Source organism: Lentimicrobium sp. L6 (assembly GCF_013166655.1).
GTDB lineage: Bacteria > Bacteroidota > Bacteroidia > Bacteroidales > UBA12170 > UBA12170.
In genome coordinates, this window is the sequence record NZ_JABKCA010000025.1 from 15944 (window position 1) to 39145 (window position 23202).

At 35.9% G+C, this 23202-nt stretch carries 16 protein-coding genes; 2 read left to right on the forward strand and 14 right to left on the reverse strand.

The genetic code is table 11. The features are described from left to right. Positions 1-3: 3 nt before the first annotated feature. The 14 genes from HNS38_RS08075 to HNS38_RS08140 form a co-directional block, all read right to left on the reverse strand. Entirely contained in the window at positions 4-2445 is a 2442-nt protein-coding gene (locus HNS38_RS08075; protein ID WP_172346263.1) for a glycoside hydrolase family 2 TIM barrel-domain containing protein, read from the reverse strand. 53 nt (positions 2446-2498) lie between these two features. Then, positions 2499-3116, reverse strand: a complete 618-nt coding sequence (locus HNS38_RS08080; protein ID WP_172283732.1) for a T9SS type A sorting domain-containing protein — start codon at positions 3114-3116, stop codon at positions 2499-2501. 206 nt (positions 3117-3322) lie between these two features. Then, the gene (locus HNS38_RS08085) at positions 3323-4387 is read right to left on the reverse strand and encodes a VOC family protein (protein WP_172283730.1); all 1065 of its coding nucleotides are present in this window, start codon (positions 4385-4387) and stop codon (positions 3323-3325) included. Positions 4388-4441: 54 nt separating this feature from the next. Continuing rightward, positions 4442-5236: an SDR family NAD(P)-dependent oxidoreductase gene (locus HNS38_RS08090; protein ID WP_172283728.1), complete on the reverse strand. Its 795-nt coding sequence runs from the start codon at positions 5234-5236 to the stop codon at positions 4442-4444. Between the two features lie 285 nt (positions 5237-5521). Next, positions 5522-7744: a carboxypeptidase regulatory-like domain-containing protein gene (locus HNS38_RS08095; protein WP_172346264.1), complete on the reverse strand. Its 2223-nt coding sequence runs from the start codon at positions 7742-7744 to the stop codon at positions 5522-5524. Beyond that, a complete protein-coding gene (locus HNS38_RS08100; RefSeq protein ID WP_172282392.1) occupies positions 7731-7871 on the reverse strand; it encodes a hypothetical protein in 141 nt (46 codons plus the stop codon). Before HNS38_RS08100 ends, HNS38_RS08095 begins: the two co-directional genes overlap by 14 nt. Before the next feature lie 190 nt (positions 7872-8061). Continuing rightward, on the reverse strand, positions 8062-9804 hold the full coding sequence (locus HNS38_RS08105; RefSeq protein ID WP_172346265.1) for a tetratricopeptide repeat protein: 1743 nt from the start codon (positions 9802-9804) through the stop codon (positions 8062-8064). 95 nt (positions 9805-9899) lie between these two features. After that, positions 9900-11234 carry an MATE family efflux transporter gene (locus HNS38_RS08110; RefSeq protein WP_172282396.1) on the reverse strand — a complete coding sequence of 445 codons (1335 nt, stop codon included), beginning with the start codon at positions 11232-11234 and terminating at the stop codon, positions 9900-9902. Positions 11235-11288: 54 nt separating this feature from the next. Continuing rightward, positions 11289-12518, reverse strand: coding sequence for an endonuclease/exonuclease/phosphatase family protein (locus tag HNS38_RS08115; RefSeq protein ID WP_172346266.1), 1230 nt, complete (start codon positions 12516-12518; stop codon positions 11289-11291). A gap of 1090 nt (positions 12519-13608) precedes the next feature. Beyond that, positions 13609-15090: a cysteine--tRNA ligase gene (gene cysS / locus HNS38_RS08120; protein WP_172282400.1), complete on the reverse strand. Its 1482-nt coding sequence runs from the start codon at positions 15088-15090 to the stop codon at positions 13609-13611. A gap of 176 nt (positions 15091-15266) precedes the next feature. Continuing rightward, a complete protein-coding gene (locus HNS38_RS08125) occupies positions 15267-16364 on the reverse strand; it encodes a glycosyl hydrolase 53 family protein (RefSeq protein WP_172346267.1) in 1098 nt (365 codons plus the stop codon). A 99-nt stretch (positions 16365-16463) separates the two neighbouring features. Then, positions 16464-16919, reverse strand: coding sequence for a GNAT family N-acetyltransferase (locus HNS38_RS08130; RefSeq protein WP_172282405.1), 456 nt, complete (start codon positions 16917-16919; stop codon positions 16464-16466). A gap of 9 nt (positions 16920-16928) precedes the next feature. Next, positions 16929-18215, reverse strand: a complete 1287-nt coding sequence (locus tag HNS38_RS08135; RefSeq protein ID WP_172346268.1) for a phosphoribosylamine--glycine ligase — start codon at positions 18213-18215, stop codon at positions 16929-16931. Between the two features lie 421 nt (positions 18216-18636). Further along, on the reverse strand, positions 18637-20088 hold the full coding sequence (locus HNS38_RS08140) for a T9SS type A sorting domain-containing protein (RefSeq protein WP_172282407.1): 1452 nt from the start codon (positions 20086-20088) through the stop codon (positions 18637-18639). Between the two features lie 245 nt (positions 20089-20333). On the opposite strand from HNS38_RS08140, the gene HNS38_RS08145 reads away from it, so the two are divergent. Together HNS38_RS08145 and HNS38_RS08150 are read left to right on the forward strand one after the other, a co-directional pair. Continuing rightward, positions 20334-20690, forward strand: coding sequence for a hypothetical protein (locus HNS38_RS08145; protein WP_172282409.1), 357 nt, complete (start codon positions 20334-20336; stop codon positions 20688-20690). A gap of 74 nt (positions 20691-20764) precedes the next feature. After that, positions 20765-23119 (forward strand): TonB-dependent receptor, encoded by a 2355-nt coding sequence (locus HNS38_RS08150; protein ID WP_172346269.1) that lies wholly within the window; start codon positions 20765-20767, stop codon positions 23117-23119. Positions 23120-23202 lie beyond the last annotated feature (83 nt).

The window sequence follows — 23202 nt, forward strand, 5'->3', positions numbered from 1 at the left end:
TGGTTAATGCTTTTTTGTGCTTGTTAAACGAATGGAGGCCTTTTGCAATCCTTCTCCTTCTACAATGAGTTTCATTTCTCCTTCTTCATGACTAGATTGAACTAAAACCACCAATTTCCCACTAAATAATTTCATGTTTGGCAAATGGAAAAGCTCCAAAGAAGTGGCATCTCCATTACAAACCGCTCTGAAACTTCCTTTTCCTTGTACTGTAAATGAAAGTGCATTGGTGGCTGTGGGACATGGATTCCCATGCTTGTCAACTAACGAAACGGTGACAAAAGCTAAGTCTTCACCATTGGCTCTTAAGCTGCTTCTATCAGTCTCCAAAAGAATTTGTTGGGCCGCACCTGCAGTGTGAATTTCTTTTACAGCAGCCTCCTCTCCATTTTCATTAAAAGCGATTACTTTTAGTGTGCCTGGCTGGTATTTTACATCCATCCACATCAGACGGTAGCGGTTTTGAGGTGTTTGCTCATGTTTTTTCTGTATACCCATGCTTTTTCCATTCACAAAAAGCTCAGCGCTATCATAGCTGGTATAAACAAATACAGGAGTGGTTTCGCCTTCTCTGCCTTCCCAATTCCAATGTGGAAGAATATGTAAGGTTTCCTCCTCTGTATTCCAGCGGCTTTTATACAGGAAATACCTGTCTTTGGGGAGTCCTGCTAAATCACATATTCCGAAATAGGAGGAGCGTGATGGCCATGCCTGATCGTAGGGTGTGGGTTCGCCCAGATAATCAAAACCCGTCCACACAAATTCTCCAATCACCCAAGGTTTATCGTCTTGTAATACAAAATCATCATCGGGTAAATTAGACCAGCTACAATATTCCAAATCGTAGGAGGAGGATTGAGAATCATCATACTTTTTCATCATGGCTTTCTCCACTGGAAATTTATAGATTCCTCTAGAACTTACAGTGGATGCCGTTTCTGAACCCAGAATAAAACCTTGAGGAAAGGTTTCATAAGCTTCCTCGTAAAGATGGACTCTATAGTTTAGTCCAGGAATATCTAATAGTGCTCCAAAGCCTGATTCCATAGTAGCTTTCACTTGGTCCATCCCAACTGTAACAGGTCTTGTGGGGTCTTCTCGGTGAAATACATCTTGTAAAAACTGGGCTCTTTTTACTCCTTCTTTTCCCCATTGGTCTGGCACTTCATTGCCCGAGCTCCACATGACAATACAAGGGTGATTACGGGTGGCCCTCACTAAGTTCACAATATCTTTTTCTGCATATTCCTCAAAGAATCTATGATATCCACTGTCTACTTTAGCCACTGCCCACTCGTCATAGCTTTCTGCCAAAAACATCAATCCCATTTCATCGCAAAGCTCTAATTGTTCCAATGATGGCATATTATGAGAGCTCCTCACGGCATTGACACCCATATCTTTCAATATTTGTAATTGCCTCCTTAATGCCGATTTATTAATGGCTGCTCCCAAGGGACCCAAATCATGATGCAAACAAATGCCTTTGAATTTTCTTACCTCACCATTTAGACTAAAGCCTTTATGGGCTTCATATTTTATTTCTCTAATGCCAAATTTCGTTTTTATTTCGTCTAATAATTGTTCTTCCTTGAATAGTTGAGTATGAGCAGTGTATAGATAAGGATTCTCTGGACTCCAAAGTTGTGGGGTGGGGATAAACAGTTCTTGCTCAAATTCTTCAGTGTTTAAACCTTTAGAAGCAATAGAAGTTATTTCTTTTCCCTTGGAATTATAGATGGTCGTTAATAAGCTATTATTCTCCCCATGGGTTTTGGTTTTGATATTTACGGAGGCTTTTTCGGAACTTATTTTGGGTGTAGTGATAAAGCTTCCCCACTGTTCTATGCTTTCTTGGTTTTTGATAATAAGAGAAACATTTCTATAAAGTCCAGCACCAGGATACCAGCGTGAAGAAAGGCCTCTGTTTTGAAGATGAACAGCTAAAGTGTTTTCTTGGTTTGAAAGGAGTTCATCAGTAATATCGAAGTAGAAATAACTATAGCCATATCCCCATTCTCCTACTTTTTCACCATTTAAAAAGATTTTAGGTTCGCTCATTGCGCCTTCAAACAGGAGCAATACTTTTTGGTTTTTATGAAGCTTAGGAATATCAAAATGGGTTCTATACCAAGCTTCTCCTATATAGGGTAATGCGCCTGTTCTTCCTGTTTTCTCTGAGGCTTTCTCCTCACCATTTTGTATGATGGCCACCGTTTGTTTGTCAATTTCCTTATCGAATGGACCATAAATGGCCCAATCGTGAGGAACTTGAACAGTTTCCCAATCTGAATCATTGAAATCAATTTGATAGGCTGATTTTTCTGGTCCTTTTTGAAACTTCCAATTCGTTTTTAATTCCTTCACTTCTCTTACTTGAGCTATGGAAATCACAGGAAGGATAAGAGTATACAGGAGTAGGGCGCATGTGCGGATACAGTTCATGATTTCGGAGATTATATACTGGAGTAAAAATAGTATAAATCCGATTAGCTCTTTTAATGAGCAATTAATAATTTGCCTTTTATTTCTTTATCATCTAATAAAATAGAAAAGAATAGAAGCCCTGACGACCATGGAGCACTATTGATTTCAAAATAATTCTCTCTGCTTTGACTTTGATAAATCAATTGGCCATTGAAATTATAAATATGTAATTGGGCAGTATTAAAATCGGGATTGTCAAAATATATATTGGCTTCTGAATGAATAGGTTGGGGTCTTATTTGGTAACCCTCCTCATTTTTGTTAACCAATGTGATAGAGATCACTTCAGAAAAAGAGCTGGTTCCGAGTTCTAGCTTATAATAGTTTTTTTGGTTTTTTAGAGGATTCAAATCAACAAAACTATAGGGTTGAGGAGTATCTGCATCTCCGCAAACACCTTCTATTCGTCCTATAGGCGAGAAGTAAAGAGAGTCGGACGAGTGAGTTATCGTAATTCCATTACAGGTGCTTCCTTTGGAGATGGCCCATTTAAGTAATACTTCATCTTGATTTTCAGTAGCCTCAAAGTAATCCAATTCGGTTCTTTGAGCCAATAAAATATTGGATATCAGAGTTAAGCCTAATATTATACTTAGCGAAAGATGATATGGTATTCTTTGAGGAAGCATGATTTATTTATTCCATTTCCTTTTTAGACGCATGAAACTTCGAAATCTAACATCATACCAATATTAAAATGAAATAAGGGTTATAATTTCATTTATTTTACCATAGCTAAGGCTATGTAAAAATATTTCGTCTTGATAAATCTTAAATACTCTAAAATTATTTAACGCTAACATCATCTCAAAATTGGTATCACAAAGATATAAATTTAAGATTTTACTCTCATGAATTTAAAGGCTTTGAACATGTAGTTAGGTAGTGGTTTTTCGCCTCTCTTTTTTAAGTTCAAATACCAGCCTATTTTTTTGATCAGCGGTATCTTATGTGTTTCCACAAATTCAATCAAAGTTCCTTCGGGAGCTTGTATATAAGAGAAATTTCCTGCGGCTTCACCCATATCGAATGAATCCATGGCTTTCGCGCTATCAACGGTAAAAGGAAATCCTTTTTGCTTTACCTCCTCACGAAGTTCATCCATGCCATTAATATCGAAGCAAAGATGAATAAAGCCTGGATCACCCCAGATTCTGCCATCAAAAACACCCTTTGGTTCTCTATCTTTTACTTCAACTAATTCTATTTGTGAAGGCCCTAAAAGGGGAGAAAAACTACCATTACGATTTTGGGGATGTGCGAGTATAATTCGTCGGGATGAATTCTTTGAACCAGGAACCCCTTGCCAATCTTCAAATAACCCATTACCATCAAATATGACCTCAGTATAGTTTAAAATATCGCGATATACATTCAGGCTATCGTCTATGTTTTTGGTACCAATTACAACTCCGAAAATACCACCATTCACTTTCCCATCTTTCTGAAATAAATGTGAATCCTCTACTATTTCCCAAAGATTATTATAGTCATCTTTTATATAGAAATGGCGAGCGCCAGTAGGTGATTTAGAAATATCAGTAATCAGTTTTATGTTTTGTTCTTTATATTTCTGGTAGGTCTCTCCAAGGTTTGATGACTTTAGTTTACCCACACAAATCCCTAAATCGCCTAATTGAATTTCGAAAGTTTGAGGACTGGGCTTTTTGCCGGTATGCTGCCAAATTTCGAACCCCCCTCCACCTTGCATATTGAGTGCTAAGATGGCATGACGCTCGCGGGTTTTGTTTTGGGTATGAGGAAGCATAAGTTCTGCAATAGCTGCTTCTTCAAACATTTTAATATCCATTCCGAATTTTTCCCGATACCAACGGAAACCCTCTTGAACATTCAATACTCCCACTCCTAACTGTTGAATTCCGTTGATTCTTTTTGACATATAATCTATTTCTTCAAGGTGTTAATTGTCGTTTATTTGTTTAAAATTCTAAGTCTACATCGGTTTTATACTTCGGGCTAGTTTAAAAGCTAGACCTGGTAAAAACCTTTTTATTTTAAGCATGTTCAGCTCTTTTCCCCCAACAGGAATCTCATATTTTTCTTTTCTAATCCCTTTTATAATTTGTTTAGCTGCTTTTTCGGGGCTAATACCATTGGCTTGACCATCATCCATCTTCCCATGCTCTTTACCTTCTTTGTTGAGTGCAAATTTGGAAATATTGGTTTGTATTCTTCCACCCATTATCATCGATATTCGAATGCCTTTGTCATAGTTTTCAGCCAGAATACTTTCGAAGAAGCCGTGCAAAGCATGTTTTGAAGCAGAATAGGCAGAGCGATAAGGAAAGCCAAATTTACCGACTAAACTTGATGCTACAGCCATTTGTCCTCCTCCATTTTTTATCATATGTGGAAGTATTGCTTTTGCCAAGGTAATGACACCAAAAAAATTCACTTCCATTATTTTCCGGTCGTTTTCAATGGGTGTTTCCACGGTTAATGATCGTTGACTTATTCCTGCGAACTGATATAAACCATGAATGACTTCTCCTTCAGAAATAATCTGTTGAGCACTTTGGAGAATTTGTTCTTGGTCAGACATGTCTAAACTAAGCATCCGAACTTTACTGCCATTATTTTCAATTTCTTGAGCAGTTTCTTTTAATCCTTTTAGATCTCGGTCTGAAATGATGATTTTTAAACCTCTGTTAGATAGAGCAATAGCTGTTGCTTTGCCCATGCCTGAACTAGCACCCGTTATCCAGATGGTTTTATTTTTGAAATCCATGTTTTATCCGTTTCGTCATTGCAAGTTGAAAATACTTCGATATTAGAAACAGAAATGAATTCCTAAATTGATTTTCGTATTCCCTAGTGCCTTATTAGCTCTCGAAAATAGTCTTTTTTTTGACAGAAATGATTGAAGAAATGTCAAGATATCATAAACTAATTCACAGTGCAAAATTCATAATAAGGATGGTGGTTTTTAGTAAAATGATGACAAAAAAGTAGGGATAGCTTATTAAAACCATCCCTACTATGCTAAATCAATTTATTAACTCTATCCTTATAATTATCTTTTAATCAATTTTTCTGTATACTCTTTATTATCAGTTGCTATTTTAATAAAATAGACTCCATCAGTTAGCTCATTAATCTTCAATGGAGTGGTCATGGTATTGCAATCACTTTTCCTTATCATTAATTGACCAGTATTATTATAAACCTTTATAGAATTGATGGCTTCATCTGATTTTATGGAAACTACATCGGTTGCTGGGTTTGGAAGAAGAAGGATGGAATTAGATTCTACATCGTTAATGCCAGTGATTAAACTACAATCTATAGAAGTTCCATTATAAATCTTCTTAGTTAAGTTATCTTGCACAAAGGCTATAATAGTACAGTGTTCAAAGTCTAAGATATCATCTAAAGTTAAATAGAATTCATATTCATTTTCGCCAACAGCAGTAAAGTCGAGTTCCGTACCATTTTCATCCGGGAACATGGTTCTTTCTACAAAGTTTAACTCTGGGTTTCCTTGCCATTCTTCGGGAATGTGGTTTTCTACTAATACCAAATGTAAACGCATATGATCAGAGTTTACCGGCCCAAAGTTTTTAATGTTTGCACTTCCATTTACGGTGTTTGCCATCATATCAACTTGAAGATTGTTTAGGCTGATTTCCACGGGTGTTTCTTGACTTGAATAAGAGTTAATGATGTTAAGTATTTCGGTCTCGCCGACAACACCAACTGTAGCTTCTTGTCCCATATAGGTAAGGGTAGGATAAGCCACTACTCCATAATATCCATTTCTAGCACTAGCATATTCATTTTCATAAGGGTCGCTGGCATGATAAGCAATGATATTGACTGGAGCACCACTTTCATATATTTCATCAATGGTTGGTGATAAGGAACCACAAGGTCCACACCATGTTCCTGTAGATTCCTCAATAATTACTTTGTCAACGGAGACATTATTAAGCTCATATAGGCTAATGTTTTGCTCATGAGAGCCTTCTGTGATTTCCAAATCGCCAAAACCTTCGTAATATCCAGTATAGTTAGCTGTATATTCATAGGTGCCACTTGCTATGTTTTCAAAGTTCACCATTCCACTTGCATTGGTAGAGGCTTCTTGTCCCGCAAATTCTACCATCACATTTTCCATAGGTGTATTGTCAGTCATTTTTACCACTGTAAAACTGGCAGAATTACTAGCAGTGCTGAGCTCAAAGTTGATTTCTAATTCATCTCCATCATTTATCACAATATCATTTTCAACTGCAACAGCAAAAGAAGAACTGGTAGCTGTAATTTTATATGTTCCAGGTAAAACCATTCCATAAGAATATAAGCCATCAGTTTCAGTGAACTTGATAATGTAAGAACCATCACTACCATCCGTTGCTTCTAATTTCATTTCTACATCGGACACAGGATTTCCATTTGAGGCATCACTTACTAAGCCAGAAATGCTACCATGTGAAGGTAAAGACCATGGAAAAGACATCACCGTTACTTCATCGTTATAAGTAAATTGTTCTAGCTCTATGGCAGCACCTGTTTCTAAATCATAAGTAAATAAACCACCATAAATACCCGGGCTCACCCAAAAAGCAGCATGATACATCATATCATTGGTTTTATCATAAGTACAACCTTGAAGATAATCGAAATTATATCCAGATTCTCCAATAGCAGTGGCTGTTCCTGTTATAGGGTCGATGGAATATAGTTTATCATCATTGGTATCTATTCCCCAAAGGTTTCCTCTAAAATCGGCTCCTATACCTACCATATTTCCTGAATTACCCATAGGCCCAATAAGCTCTAAAGTGTAAGTGTCCATATCTACGGTATAAAGTTCACCCCCAGAACAAACATAATGTGTTTCATAGGCAGGAGAATAAGTGAAACCCGATGCAGTGATTGACCAAGTAGTTAATAAAGTATGCTCTGATGTTAATGTATCAATCTGGTAAAATCCACCAGAGTATTCTGTTGCATACCAATTTCCATCTTGTGCAAAATCACCACCTAAGAAATACAAGTCACTGGGTTTTGGGCCAATGTTTTCAAAACCTATAGGGTCTACATTCATTTTTGCCCAACCGGTAGTTCCACCACCTCCTCCTCCAGTAACCATACAATAGGCATGATCGCCATTGGCTAAAACAAGTTTTTCATTATTGATAGGATTTAGGTCTGTTCCCTGAAAAACCTTTTGAGCATTGAGCTGTGTCATTGCTGCAATAAATAAAATAAAAAGTAAACTAAGCTTTCTCATGTTTTTGTTTTTTTGAAATTATTTCTTTTTGTTTTTTGTCTAGTGTATCCATAAGCTTTTTCAAGGCTTTGTTTTGGTCCTCAAGTTTGCTTATTGTTTCTTCTTCGTATTCTTTATCTTTTTTCATTTTGAAAAAATCGTTAATGCTTAAAATGCGCTTAAATCCTATTGAAATTAATTAGGGACAAAACTATAAGAGCTGGAAGAATTTGAAGAATTTTATTGGGCTATAAAAACAATACAAAAGAAATTTAGGGGTGCATTTCTAGTGCACAACTATTGCTAAGGTGTAGGATATCAATGAGATAGTTTCGGGCTTAAATTTCGTTTAAAAAAGAAGAAAGGCTCTGCTGACTATTGGTAATATCGAATTTCTTTCTCAAACGAGTACGAGCAACATTTAAAGCTCTGGTACTTTGGCCAGTGATAGAAGAAATATCTTTAGAGCTCATGTCTAAATATAAAAAGGCGCACAAGCGTTTTTCGTTGGTGGTTAGTTCTGGAAATGACACACTCAACTTGCTAAAGAATTCCTGATGAACACTTTCGAATCTTACTTCAAATTCTTTCCAAAGTTGATCGTTTTGTTTGAAGCTTAAATCACTGATGATTTCTTTAATATCCCCTTGGTTTTCCTTTTTCATTTTAGGTTGAAGGGAGTGTAGTTTCTGAACAATTTCTTTCTCCAGCTCATTTCTTTGTATCAGAGCCATTATTCTTGTGGTGAGTTCCTTGTTTCTGGTTTCTAATCTTTCAGTGAGTAGATTATTTTGAAGTTTGAAATTCATATTTCTAGTCCTAGATTGAGAATAGAGGAGGCCAATGATGATAATGATGGCTATCAGAATAATAATGATGATTAGGGTTCTTGTGAAGTTTTGCTGCCTTTTTAACTTTTGTTCCTCTATTACCTTATCCATATCACTGGAAAGTTTAATGGCATCTATCTTCTTTTTATAGTCTAGATTAAAAATGGAATCTGATAATTGAGCATATTTTTTTTGATAGAGGTATGCGTTTTCAAAATCCTTCTCTTTAAAACTAATCGAACTCATGAGATTAAGGGTCTGCGTATATTGTGCTTGAAACCCTTTTTGTTTTGTCACGGTTTCTACTTGTTCTAATAGTATTTTAGCCTTTGTTAAAGAATCTTTGTAAAAGAGCATATGAGCATATGTCTGACAGGAATTAATATAGATTCTATCGGAGATTGGTTTGGAGATTGAAATGGCTTTTTTGATAGTTTGTACGGCTCTATCATAGTCATTGCTTGATGTATATACTTGAGCCAAATTGTTTAAAATTTCAGCTCGCATGTCATTTTGCTTGGTTTTATCTATAAATACTAAGGCGTTTTCTATGTATTGAACGGCTTTTTTACTAAGCATCTGAGTGGAATCTAAACCCAATTCCTTATTTTCAGCTTGAGCTGCATAAACCACACCCATATTGGTTAGTGATTTAGCTATGGTAGAATTACGCGATTGAAATTGAGCCAATTCTAAACATTTATTATAATATTCGTAGGCCATTTCATAGTCTTGCCAATTGAAATAAATATTGCCTTGCATATTTAGAATATTCAATTGGCTAGTGGTATCTTTCAAAACCAAATAATAGTTCAATGAAGTCTCGAAATTTTCAAAAGATTTGTGAAAAGAGGAGAGGTGATAATAATTGGTTCCAAAAAGCATGTAAATCTGAGCTTGTGATGTTTTGTCTTTTAGCTCTTTAGCTAAATTCAAGGATAGATTACCTGTTTGTAATGCATCTTTAAAAAGCTCTTGTTTGTTCTGTAGTTCGAAAAGTCTGATGAGACATTGCAGTTCAATCTCTTTGTCGTTTAATGTTCTGGCTATTTCCAGCGCTTGCTCACAATCTTTAATATCTGAATCTGTGACTTGTAGAGCTATCTTTTGATCAAGTTGAGCCAAGTTGATAATTTCTTTTTGAAACCCTGATTTTGCTGATGAATCTAGGGAAGGGTCGGATGGTGTACAAGCTGAAAAAAGCAAGACCACTAATAAAAGATAATAAACTGTGATGGACCCCAAACGCATGATTCTAATTTATTTTTTGGTAAAAGTAAAGAATTATCGTTTCATTAGAGAATGCAAAAATGAATTATTTAGGATGATTAGAAACGGATAAGGGACTATATTTCTTTTTTCTTCCAACGACCAGAGACTAAATAGACATAAGAAAATAGACCCAAAAAAGTCATATAGACATATTCACTAGTCCAAGCAATATGAACAGGAAACTGTTTGATTTGTGTGGCCCAATACACATAGCTGATATAAATGGCTAAGGTGATGATTTCGATAAGCAATCCAGTTTTGGTATTGGCAGTTCCACTCACCCCACTAAAAGCTATAAAACCAATAGCAAATAATACTACAGCACCCGATATGGTATAAATCGAAGGAATGGTTTGTTGAATAAGCTCCTCCGAATTGGTGTAAATGCTCACCATGGTTTCTGGTAATAAAAGCATGGAGGCAATAATAGGAATGGCAATAAGGACTCCAATAAAGACTAATTTGTTTACGATTTTTAATACATCTTCTTTATGTCCTGCTCCTATGGCATTGCTCACTAAAGTGTTGGCAGCAGTACTCAAAGCCATCACGGGAATCATCAAAACTGTATATACGCTCCTAACTATATTAGAAATGGCCAATGACCTTTCTCCCATTTGCTCAATAAAGGCAAAGAAGGTGAACCATGTGAGGATAGAAATAAAATATTGAGCCATAACATATATGGAAAGCTCTAGTGTTTTGCCTATCAATTTAAAATCGATTTTTGAAAACTGAAAGATGGGATATTGATTTCTATCAAGCTTCATTAAAGTATAAATAATGAAGAAAATGAGGGCTGATAATTCCGCAAATACGCTGGCCATAGCTGCACCCCCAATTCCCATGGCTGGCATTCCAAAATGACCAAAAATGAAGATATAATCTAAAATCACATTGGTGATGGCCATGACTATGGCGGAATATCCCAAAGCTTTAGTTTGAGTGATTCCTACTAAAAGTGCTCTGAATCCTAAGTTTCCAAAGGCAAATAAAACACCAAAAACACGAGTTTGAAGGTAGATTTCGCTAGCACCCAAAATGTTTTTTGAGGAGACTATCAAAGCTAGCATGGGAGTCCCAAAGAAATAGATGATGGAGAAAACTACTAAGGCGAGTCCGGCGAGAAAGTAATTAGATTGGTCGAAGATTTTTCCAACTTGCTTATAATCCCTTTCGCCATTTCGGCGGGCAATCATAATTTGAGTTCCGGTACTAAAACCATAACCCAGCATAAAAATGGCAATATAAAAAATCCCAGCCAAGGCGCTTGCGCCCAATTCTACTTCTCCCACACGACCCAAAAAAGCAGTGTCTGTTACATTAATTACATTCTGAGCAATTAAGGTGAGAACAATAGGATAGCTGATTTGCCAAATCTTTTTATAAGAAGGTACGCCGGATTTCATGGGGCAAATATACAGGATAAAGAATTGTTAAGTTTAAACAAATACACTTAGATTTTAAAGGTCTAAATATTTCTTAGTCATCAGCGATTTTTCTGATTTGAGCTCTATGAATTGCAGGATATAAACTCCAGAATTTATTTGGGAAGGAAGACTAAATTGACTCATTCCCGAATTTAGATGTTTTGAAAAAACCTCTTTACCCAAAACATCGAACACTTTAAATTCCAATGGCTTCTCCAAGCTCGAAAAACGAATAAGATTTTTCTCTATTTGGAAGTCGAATTCTAATCTATTGGCCTCAGCAATAGCGTTAGCCTCCTCTAAAATGGCTACATCCATAATAACTGGAAGGTGATCGGACATATAGTATAATGCATTAATGATGCTATCTGGTGCAGTTGAATTACTGGGAACTCTAATGGATTGATTAAATCTTTGACCATCTTGTCCAAAGGCATGATAACTGTCACTGACGTATCTAACTCTTTCGGCACCACTCAAGATATCTGTACTCACAAATATCATATCAAACCTATCGTCCATTCCGCCTGTTGCTCCTCCACCAAATTGGCTAGAACGTGTGCTTTGAGTATGAATGTTGGCATAGGAAGAATTATTATGCCAGTTGGCAGGAGAGAATATGGGGTCGTAGAGCGTAATGTCCTGACCAGTAGTAATTTCTGTATAGGCTTTTTCACTACTTTTATAGATGTTTAAATCTCCTCCAAAAATCACATTACTGACTTTATGTTTAGTATTCAAATGAGTTTTAAAAGCCATGGCTTCGGCATAACGTAGGTTTTCTTCTTCACTACCATCACTGGCTTTTAAATGTGCTGAATACAGAGATAAGAAAACTGTATCGTTAATGATTGGTAAAGTATAAACAACATATTCATTGATCAATCTCAATTCTGTTTCTATCTCAAATTGGCTGTATAGAGCTAGTTTGTTGGCATTATAGAACAGCATATTGTCTGAGTCTGGGCCATCAGTAAATTCAGCTCTTTGGAAAGTTTCAGAAACACCTATATTTAAAGAGTTATTCAAAATCAATTCAGCGCCCTCCTCTGAGCTTAATTCGTTAACTACTAATAAATCGGGCATAATATATTGCACCGTTTTTCTCAAGGTATCCGCTCTTCCAGGAGTTGTTCCAGGAAAATTGAGGAGGTTATAATACATGATTTTTAAAGTGTCCTGGCTCATAGCGGTCAATGACAGCAAGCTGATTAAAGCAATGAAGAAAATACGCATAATGTTGGTTAATCTGGTTTGAGGCAAATGTAGTATTTTTTCAGAAACAGAAGCTATGGGCTGTTTAATAAGATGTTAAGATTCTATGAGTTTAAGGTCTGTATCTCATTTTGATGTGCTGTAGTATCATTGTGTAACTGAAAAGACTACTCAATCTCCCAATTGCTAGGTAATACTAAATGCATTTAGAGTGTATGTACATGAATTTTATTAGTTGAGTTGTTAAGGGCTCTTTTGAAATCATTTACCCTTTTGAATTAGAAGTTTTGTTTAATAGTCTTGTTCTTTACACTTTTCAAAAAGTGTAGCAAAACCACCGCTGTATCAGGAAGTCTACTCCACAAATAGCTTTCCGGAAAAACAATAAACTCCTCCTTATAGTGACATTCTGCGAATGGTCACTAACGAGCGTCAAACAGTATTGTTTTATATCCTACAAGCCATTTGCTCCGCTTAACGACTTCCTGATAAGGCGGAGGTAGACTTCCGTTGGAAGTCTTTATAAACATTGCTTGATTTAATACAGAATCCTTAACTGGATTCTAGTTCATAACAAAATAGATTCAAATACACTTTCTTCATGATAAAAGCTGGTGCTAATCCTTAAGTCATAATTTTCTTTCGAAGATAGTGGGCTGGCCTTTCCCAAACAGGCGGCGGCTCATGGGGTGAATTATAGAATGTTTCATTTGTCATCAAAGGGCCTTGGCTTTTAAAATAATGACATCGAACATATTTGGAATAGAGATAAGTGTTCTAGTTCTGATAGAGAGGTAAAATTATTAGGTCATTAGTTTTCTACTTTGGTAGGCAAATCAATATTCTATAAGAGGCGGGTAGGCATTTGTTTGGGATGGCTTTTGCTTCCTTTTTTCCACAAAAAAGGATGAGTTGATGTTTTACACAACAAAAAAATAGCAAACCAACCAATGAGAACAAATCAGGTGAGATGGAATAATTACATATAAAAGGGACTAATAGAGTCTACCAGTAAATTATATTTAGTATAGGTTCCTTTGTTATGGCCATATCACAATTTAAATACATTTTGCCTAGCGCATAAAAATAGGATTTAGCCAGTTTAAGGTTTATAGAAATTAGAAAAAATGAAACAAGATTAATCTTCTACATTCCAAACAGCGCCTTCTTTGGTATCGGTCACTTTGATATTGACTTTGGCCAGTTCATCGCGAATTAAATCTGCAGTACCCCAGTCTTTATTTTGTTTGGCTTGCTGGCGTAGACTCAATACCGTTTGCATGACACCTTCTAATACTTCATTATCTCCACCTTCAGCTTTTTCTTCAGCTTTTAAGCCTAAAATGGAAAATACGAAGCTATTCATTTCTTTTTGAAGCTTCTCTAAATCACTGGCAGAAATAGTTTCTTTGCCATCATTACAACTATTGATGAGTTTTACAGCATCAAAAAGATTGGCAATAAGAACTGGAGTATTGAAATCATCGTTCATGGCTTCATAACATTTGGTCATGATTTCATTCACATTTACACTAGAGGAGGCCGCTGGTTTTAATCCAGCCAAAGTTTCCATAGCTGTCATTAGTTTTTGATAGCCTTTTTCAGCGGCTAAAAGGGCATCGTTACTCAAGTCTAGAGTAGAACGATAATGAGCTTGTAAGATAAAGAAACGAACCACCATCGGACTGAATGCTTTGCTGAGCTTGTCATTGTCTCCACTGAATAGCTCGGCTGGAAGCAAGGTGTTTCCTGTGGATTTGCTCATCTTTTGCCCATTAAGAGTGAGCATATTGGCATGCATCCAATAGTTAACAGGGTTTTTGGCGCCATGTGTCGCTTTGTTTTGAGCAATCTCACATTCATGGTGCGGGAATTTTAAATCCATTCCTCCTCCGTGAATATCAAACTGCTCACCTAGATATTTGGTACCCATCACGGAGCATTCCAAATGCCAACCTGGGAAACCAATGCTCCAAGGTGATTTCCAGCGCATGATATGTTCTGGAGATGCTTTTTTCCATAAGGCGAAATCGGCAGGATTTCTTTTCTCACTTTGCCCGTCTAGTTCTCTCGTATTACTCATCAGCTCGTCTACATTTCTTCCTGAGAGCATACCATAATCATTATTGAAATCTTTATTATAGGCATTCACATCAAAATAGATGCTCCCCTGACTTTCATAAGCTAAGTCCTTGGAAAGAATATCTTCAACCATGGTGATTTGTTCAATCAAATGACCTGTGGCTGTGGGCTCTATACTTGGTGCGAGGTTATTAAATTGCTCCAGAACTTTATGAAAATCCAAAGTGTATTTCTGTACAATCTCCATGGGCTCAAGTTGACTCAGTCTTGCTTTTTTAGAGATTTTATCTTCTCCTACATCGCCATCATTCTCTAAATGCCCTGCATCAGTAATGTTTCTCACATATCTCACATCATAACCTATAGCACTGAGGTATCTGTAAATCACATCGAAAGAAATAAAAGTACGGCAGTTTCCCAAGTGAACATCACTATATACTGTTGGGCCACAAACATACATTCCTACATGAGGAGCATTAATGGCTTTAAAAACTTCTTTTGTTCTACTTAGGGTATTATATACTTTTAATTCTTGCATAGGGCATTCTATTTTTTTGCAAAAATAGAGTTTTTTCAGCGAATTTTTCTTTTGAATGGAATTTCTTTTGGTTTATGGCTCTCACTGTTGAGGGAAAATTTAAGAATAAGGAAATTACTATCGTTTCAAGTTTTAGATTAGGAAGAGAAATAACGGAACTTCTAAATATTATAAGTTTATTTACTTGGAGCCGAAAATACTTCAGTTGCTTCCGTTTCCATATTCTCAAAATCAAATAAGGTTTGGTTTTCCCAAGAGCTGCCAATTTTAGATTCTGGACCATCCCAAGCCACCCAATCTGGTGCCCAATAGCAAAATCCGAAAGCACCAGCAAGTTTAATCTTTTCTTTGAGTTGACTTAGAAAAGCTTTCTGCCCTTCTTGTGTTGCCGGAAAATTAGGGAGTATCAAGTGCTCGTCTGCTCCAACAATATTATTGGTCCAGTCGTTCCAGCCCAAAGTAAAAGGGTAGGAGGTTTCTGCAATAATGACTTCTTTGTTATACTTGCTTTTTAAAGAGCTCATATTATTTTGAAGGGCATCCATATCTTTACCATGCCACCATGGATAGTAGGATAATCCTATAAAGTCATAATCTAAACAGGTCATCTTATTATAAAACCAATCGCTGGCTTCATGTCCAGCAAAGTGAATCATAATTTGACTAGTACTCGAATGATCTCGTACCGCTTTTATCCCACTTTCCATTAATTGTAAAAACTGGGATTCATTATCTTGAAGATTACCTTCGGGCCAGAGGAATCCTCCGTTTATTTCATTTCCGATTTGAATAATATCGGGCTGTATCTGTTCAACAATCCTTTGGGTATATTTATAAACACTGTCTTTTAAAACTGGGAAACTTAAATTCTTCCATGCCTCTGGAGTTTCTTGATGTCCTGGGTCAGCCCAAGTATCTGAATAGTGCACCGTGAGCCATACCTTCAAGCTCTTTGCTTTTAGCTCTTGGCTAAATGCTTTGACTTCCGCAAAGGAAGCGGCTTCAGTTTGGGGTTGATACCATAATTTCAACCTCACCACATTCATTCCTCTTTCTTTAAAAATATCCACTACGTTTTTCCCAATGCCTTCTGCATCATAGAATTTAGTGTTATTTCTTTCGAGAAAGGGTAGAAAAGACAAATCTGCACCACTGACATAAGTTAATGGTATGGGTTCTGTTGGTGTTTCTTCCTTTTTATCGTCTTCTTTTGAGCAACAAGCAAATAGGAATACAAAAATAATAGCAAGAGCAGAATAGTGTTTAAGGCTCATAGGGCTTCATGGTTTTAAATATTTATAAATTTAAACTCATGACAAAGTTAGTTTATTCACATTAATAAAATCCTATACATCCAAAACCGTTATTTATTATTATAAACGTACTAGAATCCATTCATTACCCTCTTTGTTATTGATGGTTTCGCTAAGATAAAAGCCCGATTTTTGATAAAAAGATTCTAAGTTTAGATCTTCAATACTTAACCAATAGTTCTGTTCTGGGTTTTCTTGAAATAATTGTTCGAGCCAATATTGACCTAATCCTTTTCCTCTATGTTCTTCCGAAATCCAAATATAGCCTAGGTAATGGTATCCGAGTTGATAATACTTATCTGCAATTTTAACATTCGCTATCATATCTGGAGATGCTTTAGTAAACACAATTCCACCACCAATAATTTTGCCCGCTTCTAATAATGTATATATTCGGCTGCTGTCGCTGTATTGATTCCAATATGGAATAATAGTATCTTGCCAGTCTAAAGGTAAAAGAGTGAAAAAATCCATGGCGGATTCCGTTATCTCATTAAATAATATAGAAGATTTCATATCAAAAGTTTATAAGTAACCCCAAGCCCACAATTTATCTGAATCCTCACTCCATCTATCACCAATATCGGTTCTATAATAGGAGCTATTTATCAATACATTATTAATGCGATTATACATTACTTTTTGGGCCTCCTTCATGGTTGTTCCCGTTCCGCTGATGAGTAATGCGACTCCTGTGTCGCCAGTGATGAGCCATTCTCCATTTATATTTTTTAAATCTTGTATATGGATTCCTTCTTTCATGGGTTTTCTCAAAATAACAATAGCATCTTTGGAAAACATTTCAAAGGATTTTTTGTCTTGAAATGGAAAAGGAGGGACCACCATATATGCTCCAATTTGAAATCCTTTTTTTACCTGGATTTTGAATTCTAATCCTGTGGCAATTTTATACAGCATCATCCCGATGGGCTCTGTAATTCCAGCCTGCTGAATAAAAATCTGAGGGTAGCCAAAGCGAGTGGTAAATTCTAAAGGATAAATTCCGTTTCCATTTACAATACAATTGACGTCGATGTGTCCAACAAAATGATGTTTTTTCAACTCATTTTCTAGTTTTAAAAGAGTGGCATTAAAGAGCGGACTTTCCTCGGTCCAAAACATGCTCGTCCCCATCTCACCGGTGGAAACTCCTAATTCTTTTGGAAATAGTTTCTTGTGTTCAAAAGTGATATTATAAGGTTTAATAAATTGGGTTCCATTAAAAAATGCAGCCACAGAAACTTCCACACCATTAACTTTTCGTTGCAATTGAAATACTTCCAAATCACTTCCCCAAGTTTTCTCATAAGCTTTTAATACCCTGATGATGTCATTCCCGTCATCCTCCTTTCCAACAAATAGTAGCTGTTTATAGTCCTGCATTTTTCCAGAAGGTTTTAGGACATAGGAGTGAGGATTGTTTTGTACATATTCAATAGCCTCTTGATAGGAGGTGAATTCTTTATAATTCAGTATTTTTATTTTGTTTTTCTTTAGCTCTTCTTGTCCAAAGCTTCTGTCTAACTCAAGTTTATCACTATATTCGCAGCCGCCAATGACATGTTTCCCAGCATGACGTAGTTCTTCGGCTTCCTTGCCCCAGCCTATATAGTCGAAGATGATTACATCGGCCCAATCAACCTGTTTTTTCCAATCTCTAGTTTTTGGCACAAAGCCTAATCCAACTTCTCTACAAGAAACCGTTTCGATAAAAAGTTTTACTAAGTTCCCTTCTTTTTGAACGGTATTGGCAATATCTAAAATTTCGCCCCATTTTGAAACAAAAAGGAACTTCTTTTTATGCTCTATCATTTTTATTATTTTCTTAAAATAAAATTGAGCAAATGTATTCGTTTTTTGGTCTTTTCAATGAAATTTATAAAAATAAAATGATTGCTCAAAATGGGAAAGTAGTGTCTGTGTAAATATCTGAAAAACAATAATTAATAATTTTTTTCACGGAGCTCTGAAAACTGGTTTCTATTCTGATTTTTCCACCTAGGGAAAGAGTGGATAAAATACCCAAAACGATAAACATAATTTTCGGATGGATATTCAATGATTTTAATTTCTTAATCCATTTTTGGAAATTCTTGGGAAGGTAGGGAAGTGGATTATACATTCTCAATGATATTTATGCGATTAATAATTGATGATGATTCAGTGGTATTATTAAAGATTTCAAAGCTACTTAGGTGTTTTTAGGTGAAATAAGGACGCCATTCTAATCACCTCAAGATACAATGAGTTTAGAAATCTGAAGTTTGCCATTTTTATCTTCTATTTTTATGATGTAGATTCCTTTTTTTATTTTATCCGTTGGAATAAATACCTGATTAGAAAAATCATAATTAATACTTATGATAAGTTGACCAGAATAATCAAATATATTTATCGACTTCATTTGAATAGGATTAGAAAGCTGTAGAACTTGACCTGATTGGATAGGGTTTGGATAAATGACTACTTTGTTTTCTTGTATTTCGTTTATTCCAGTTTTAAGATCATAACATGGATAATCCTGATATTGATAAATTTGACCTTCCTCGTTATAAGCACATGACATCATCCAATCCGGGCAAACAATAAAATCATAAACCTTACTATAAATTGGGCCAAAGCAACTGCCTATTCCTTCCATCCAATATTCTTCATAATTACCATCAAGTGTATATTTCTTTCGAAAGAAACCTTCATATTCTACCCATGATATATCATTAACAGTGATTTCTATAAAGCCTTGCCCTTCAGGAGAGTATATGGTGGTGCTTTCTCCGATAGTTAAATTGAAATCATAGATTAAAGCTTCGGCTTGATTATAGTGTCTTAAATACACTTTGTTGTTTTCTTCTCTGATTAATGCCTTAAAATGCAGTGTGTTGAGGGAGTCGTAAGAGGTGTATAGTTTCTTGTAATTGACATTGTCGATTATGGAATCTCCCATAAATAGGAGGATTTCTGTTATGTAATTTTCAAAATTGCTTAGTCTAACATTCCATTGTTTTCCCTCTTCTATAAAGTTAGGGGAGGGTAGTACAGAATGGTAATAGCAATAAGCAAAATCTGGATTATCCCAAATGATATCGTCCTCAAAAAAACAACAGGTTAATTTTATGTCACTTGGCATTTCAGAAGAAAAGTGACATGGGTTAATAGGGAATAATGGTCCATGAATACTTCCTATATCTTCTATCCAAATTTCATTTAATAGATATGGAGGGTTTAGTGAAGTACTAAAATGAAATTGCTTTTTATAGGTTCCATTTATTAGAATGCTATCTATATATTCAACGAAAAGATAATTGTTTTCTGACCCAAGTCCCTCAAAATATAATACAGAGTCACCTATATTTAGATTAAAATTATAAAGTTGATGAACGACTTCGTTTGTGTCTTTGAAACTAACAATATGTTCCTCTTGTTGGATAAAGCCAAGGGGAATTGAGTTCTCATTTAGGCTTTCTTCATATGTAAAAGATAATTTTTGCCATGTTTGATTTTCGATAATGGTATCTCCAGTATATCCATATACGCTAGTGATGGTGTCTACATTAGAGGGGTAGTTTGGAGAGGTATTGACTAATTGTTTAGCAACATCCCAACTTAGTTCAGGAGCATTGAAATTTTGGCCAATACCATTTGAGTATATCAATATTGTTAATAGAAGAGGGAATATTTTTTTCATATCATTGTTTATATGGAAATTTAAACATTATAGAAGTCTATCTTTAAAGACAGTCCGTTTTGAGGAAAGGTTGCTTCTAAGCTGTTAAAAATCAATGTCTAACTTGGTAAGAACTGCGTTGGAGCCATAGTGGTGGCTTTTCTGAGGACTTTTAATTAGCTTCCCCATGACTTTAAATCCCCATATCTAGGTATTGCCAGATTTTTTAGCCTCCTCTATTTTTGCCCCATCAAATAATTAGAAGAATGATAAAACATTTAACATCTATTTTAAAAGGAGTCGGCAGTTTGTTGGCTGTTTTAGTGTTGATGTTGTTTTTTCAATCCAGTTTGACATTTAAACATTCCCATTATCTTTCTGATGGTTCTATTATTACTCATGCTCATCCGTTTTCTGATAGTAATGGAACCCAGCACACACATCATAAAAGTGAAATCACTTTTTTAAGCTTGCTCATACCTCATGCCGATTTAGCTCAAGACTTCCCCTATTTGGATATTGAGATTACTGAGGTATTTGTCGCTTCTATTCTTTTTAAGAATGAGGCCATTCAGCTAATGAAAATCCCCTTTAATGCACTTCGGGGACCTCCTAAATGTTAATCTAATTCGCAGAATAACAATTCATTAGTTTTAACCCGCTATGGGTTAAGTTTCAAATATAATAAGTTTTAGGAATGAGATCAATTAAGATTTTAGCATTGCTCATGTCAATGTTAGTTCAAGGGTATGTGTTTGCTGAGGATGTTAAAAAAATAAGAGAGATACATGGTTATGTAGTGTCAAATACTGAGCCTGTTGCTTATGCTACCATTTTAATAAATGGAACTACAATAGGAGCTGCCACAGATGCCAATGGCCACTTTCATTTGCATAATATTCCGAGTGGTGACTTAACTTTAGTAGTAAGTGCAGTGGGATATAAAAGTGTATCTCATGCTGTTGATGTAGCAGAAGAGTTAGATGATAAATTAGAAATTGAACTACAGGAGTCATTAATTACCACAGATGAAGTAGTAGTGAGTGCATCTAGAAATGCAGTGAAAAGAAAGGATGCTCCAGTATTAGTAAATACCATTGGAACAAAAATGCTCGAGAGTGTACAAGCTAGTTCACTGGCGGATGGCCTGAATTTCACCCCTGGTTTACGAGTGGAAAATGATTGTCAAAATTGTGGTTTTACCCAAGTGAGGCTGAATGGCTTAGAAGGTTCTTATAGTCAGGTTTTAATTAATAGCCGACCCATTTTGTCTACAATGGCTGGGGTTTATGGATTGGAACAGATTCCGGTAAATATGATTGATAAGATTGAAGTGGTGAGGGGAGGAGGTTCTGCCTTATTTGGCTCCAATGCAATTGGAGGAACTATTAATGTGATAACCAAAGACCCTTTAGTAAACTCTTATGCCATAGAATCTAATTTCGCTATGATTAACGGTGAGGCGCCAGAGTTTAATTTGAATGCCTCCACGAGTATTGTTAGTGATGATTATAAATCGGGAATGTTTCTTTACGGAGGCATAAAAAGAAGAGATCATTGGGATGCCAATGAGGATGGCTTCTCAGAAATTACAGAAATCAATGCCAATCATCTTGGTTTGAGAGCCTTTTATCGTCCTGGGGATTATAGTAAAATCAATTTGGATTTTGGAGCTACCAAAGAATTTAGAAGAGGAGGAAATAACTTCGATTATAAAGCAGATATGGCAGATATAGCTGAACAGCTCAATCATGATATTATCAGTGGGGGTTTAACTTTTGATCAATACTCCAAAGACTCAAAAAACAAGTTTTCGGCTTATGCAAGCGGGCAATATATTGACAGAGACAGTTATTATGGGGCAGAACAAGACCCTGCTGGTTATGGAAAAACCTATGATTATTCTGCTGTTGCTGGTCTTCAAGAAACCTATTATTTCGATCGTCTCTTGTTTGCTCCTTCCACTCTTACTGCTGGAGCTGAGTTTATTTATGGCTCCTTAAACGATAATAAACTGGGATTTTATAATCAAGACTCCTCAAGAATGGAGGATAATATGAATATTGCCGATCAATATACAACAACATTAGCTGCCTATCTTCAAAATGAATGGGATTTTGACATCATTAAATTCTTAGTTGGAGTTCGTTACGATCAGATTGCTGTGGAAGATAGAGTGCATTCTGATATTGAAAAAGAGGTTTATCCAAATTGGAGCCCAAGAGTAAACTTGGTTTATAAGCCCAGCGAGCATTTGAGTGTTCGAGCTAATTTCTCTACTGGATTTAGAGCGCCTCAAATATACAGTGAAGATTTACATATTGAGGCTTCTGCTGCTAGAAAAGTGATTCATATAAACGACCCAGATTTGGAAGCAGAGCATTCTTGGAGTCTTACAGGTGGTTTTGATTATGATTTAGATTTTAAATCGTCGGCTTTAGAGATTATTTTGGAAGGCTTTTATACCAAATTGGATAATCCCTTTTCAAGTGAATACTTATGGGATGAAGATGAGAAAATACTAACCGATATCAGAGTAAATGCTGAGGATGGTGCTATTGTATCAGGTGTCAATTTGGAAGTAAATTATGCTTTCAATAATAAAATGGACCTGCAGTCTGGTTTTACTGTACAGTCATCGGAGTTTGAGTCAGCTCAGGCTTGGGGTGAGTTGGACGAGAGTGTTTCAAAACATATGACTCGTACACCTAGCAATTATGGTTATTTGGTTTATAGTTATTATCCTACCAAGAAATTCATGGCCAATGTAAATATGAATTATACAGGTAGCATGTATGTTCCTCATCTCGAAACCCAAGAAACACCAGAGGAGTTGGTGAAAACTCAAGAGTTCCTAGATATTGGTGTGAAACTAGCTTATACCTTCAAATTGTCTGGACAAACTAATTTGGAGTTAAGTGGAGGTGTTAAAAATATCTTTAACAGTTATCAAGATGATTTTGATACAGGGGTATATAGAGATGCAGGATACGTTTATGGACCAGGTTTACCTAGAACTTATTTCATCGGACTTAAAATATCCAATATCTAGTATTTGAATAATTTGATTTAGTTTTTAATGCCAATGTTTCGCAGCATTGGCTTTTTACTTTGGTGCTTTTTATAAAGGCAGTA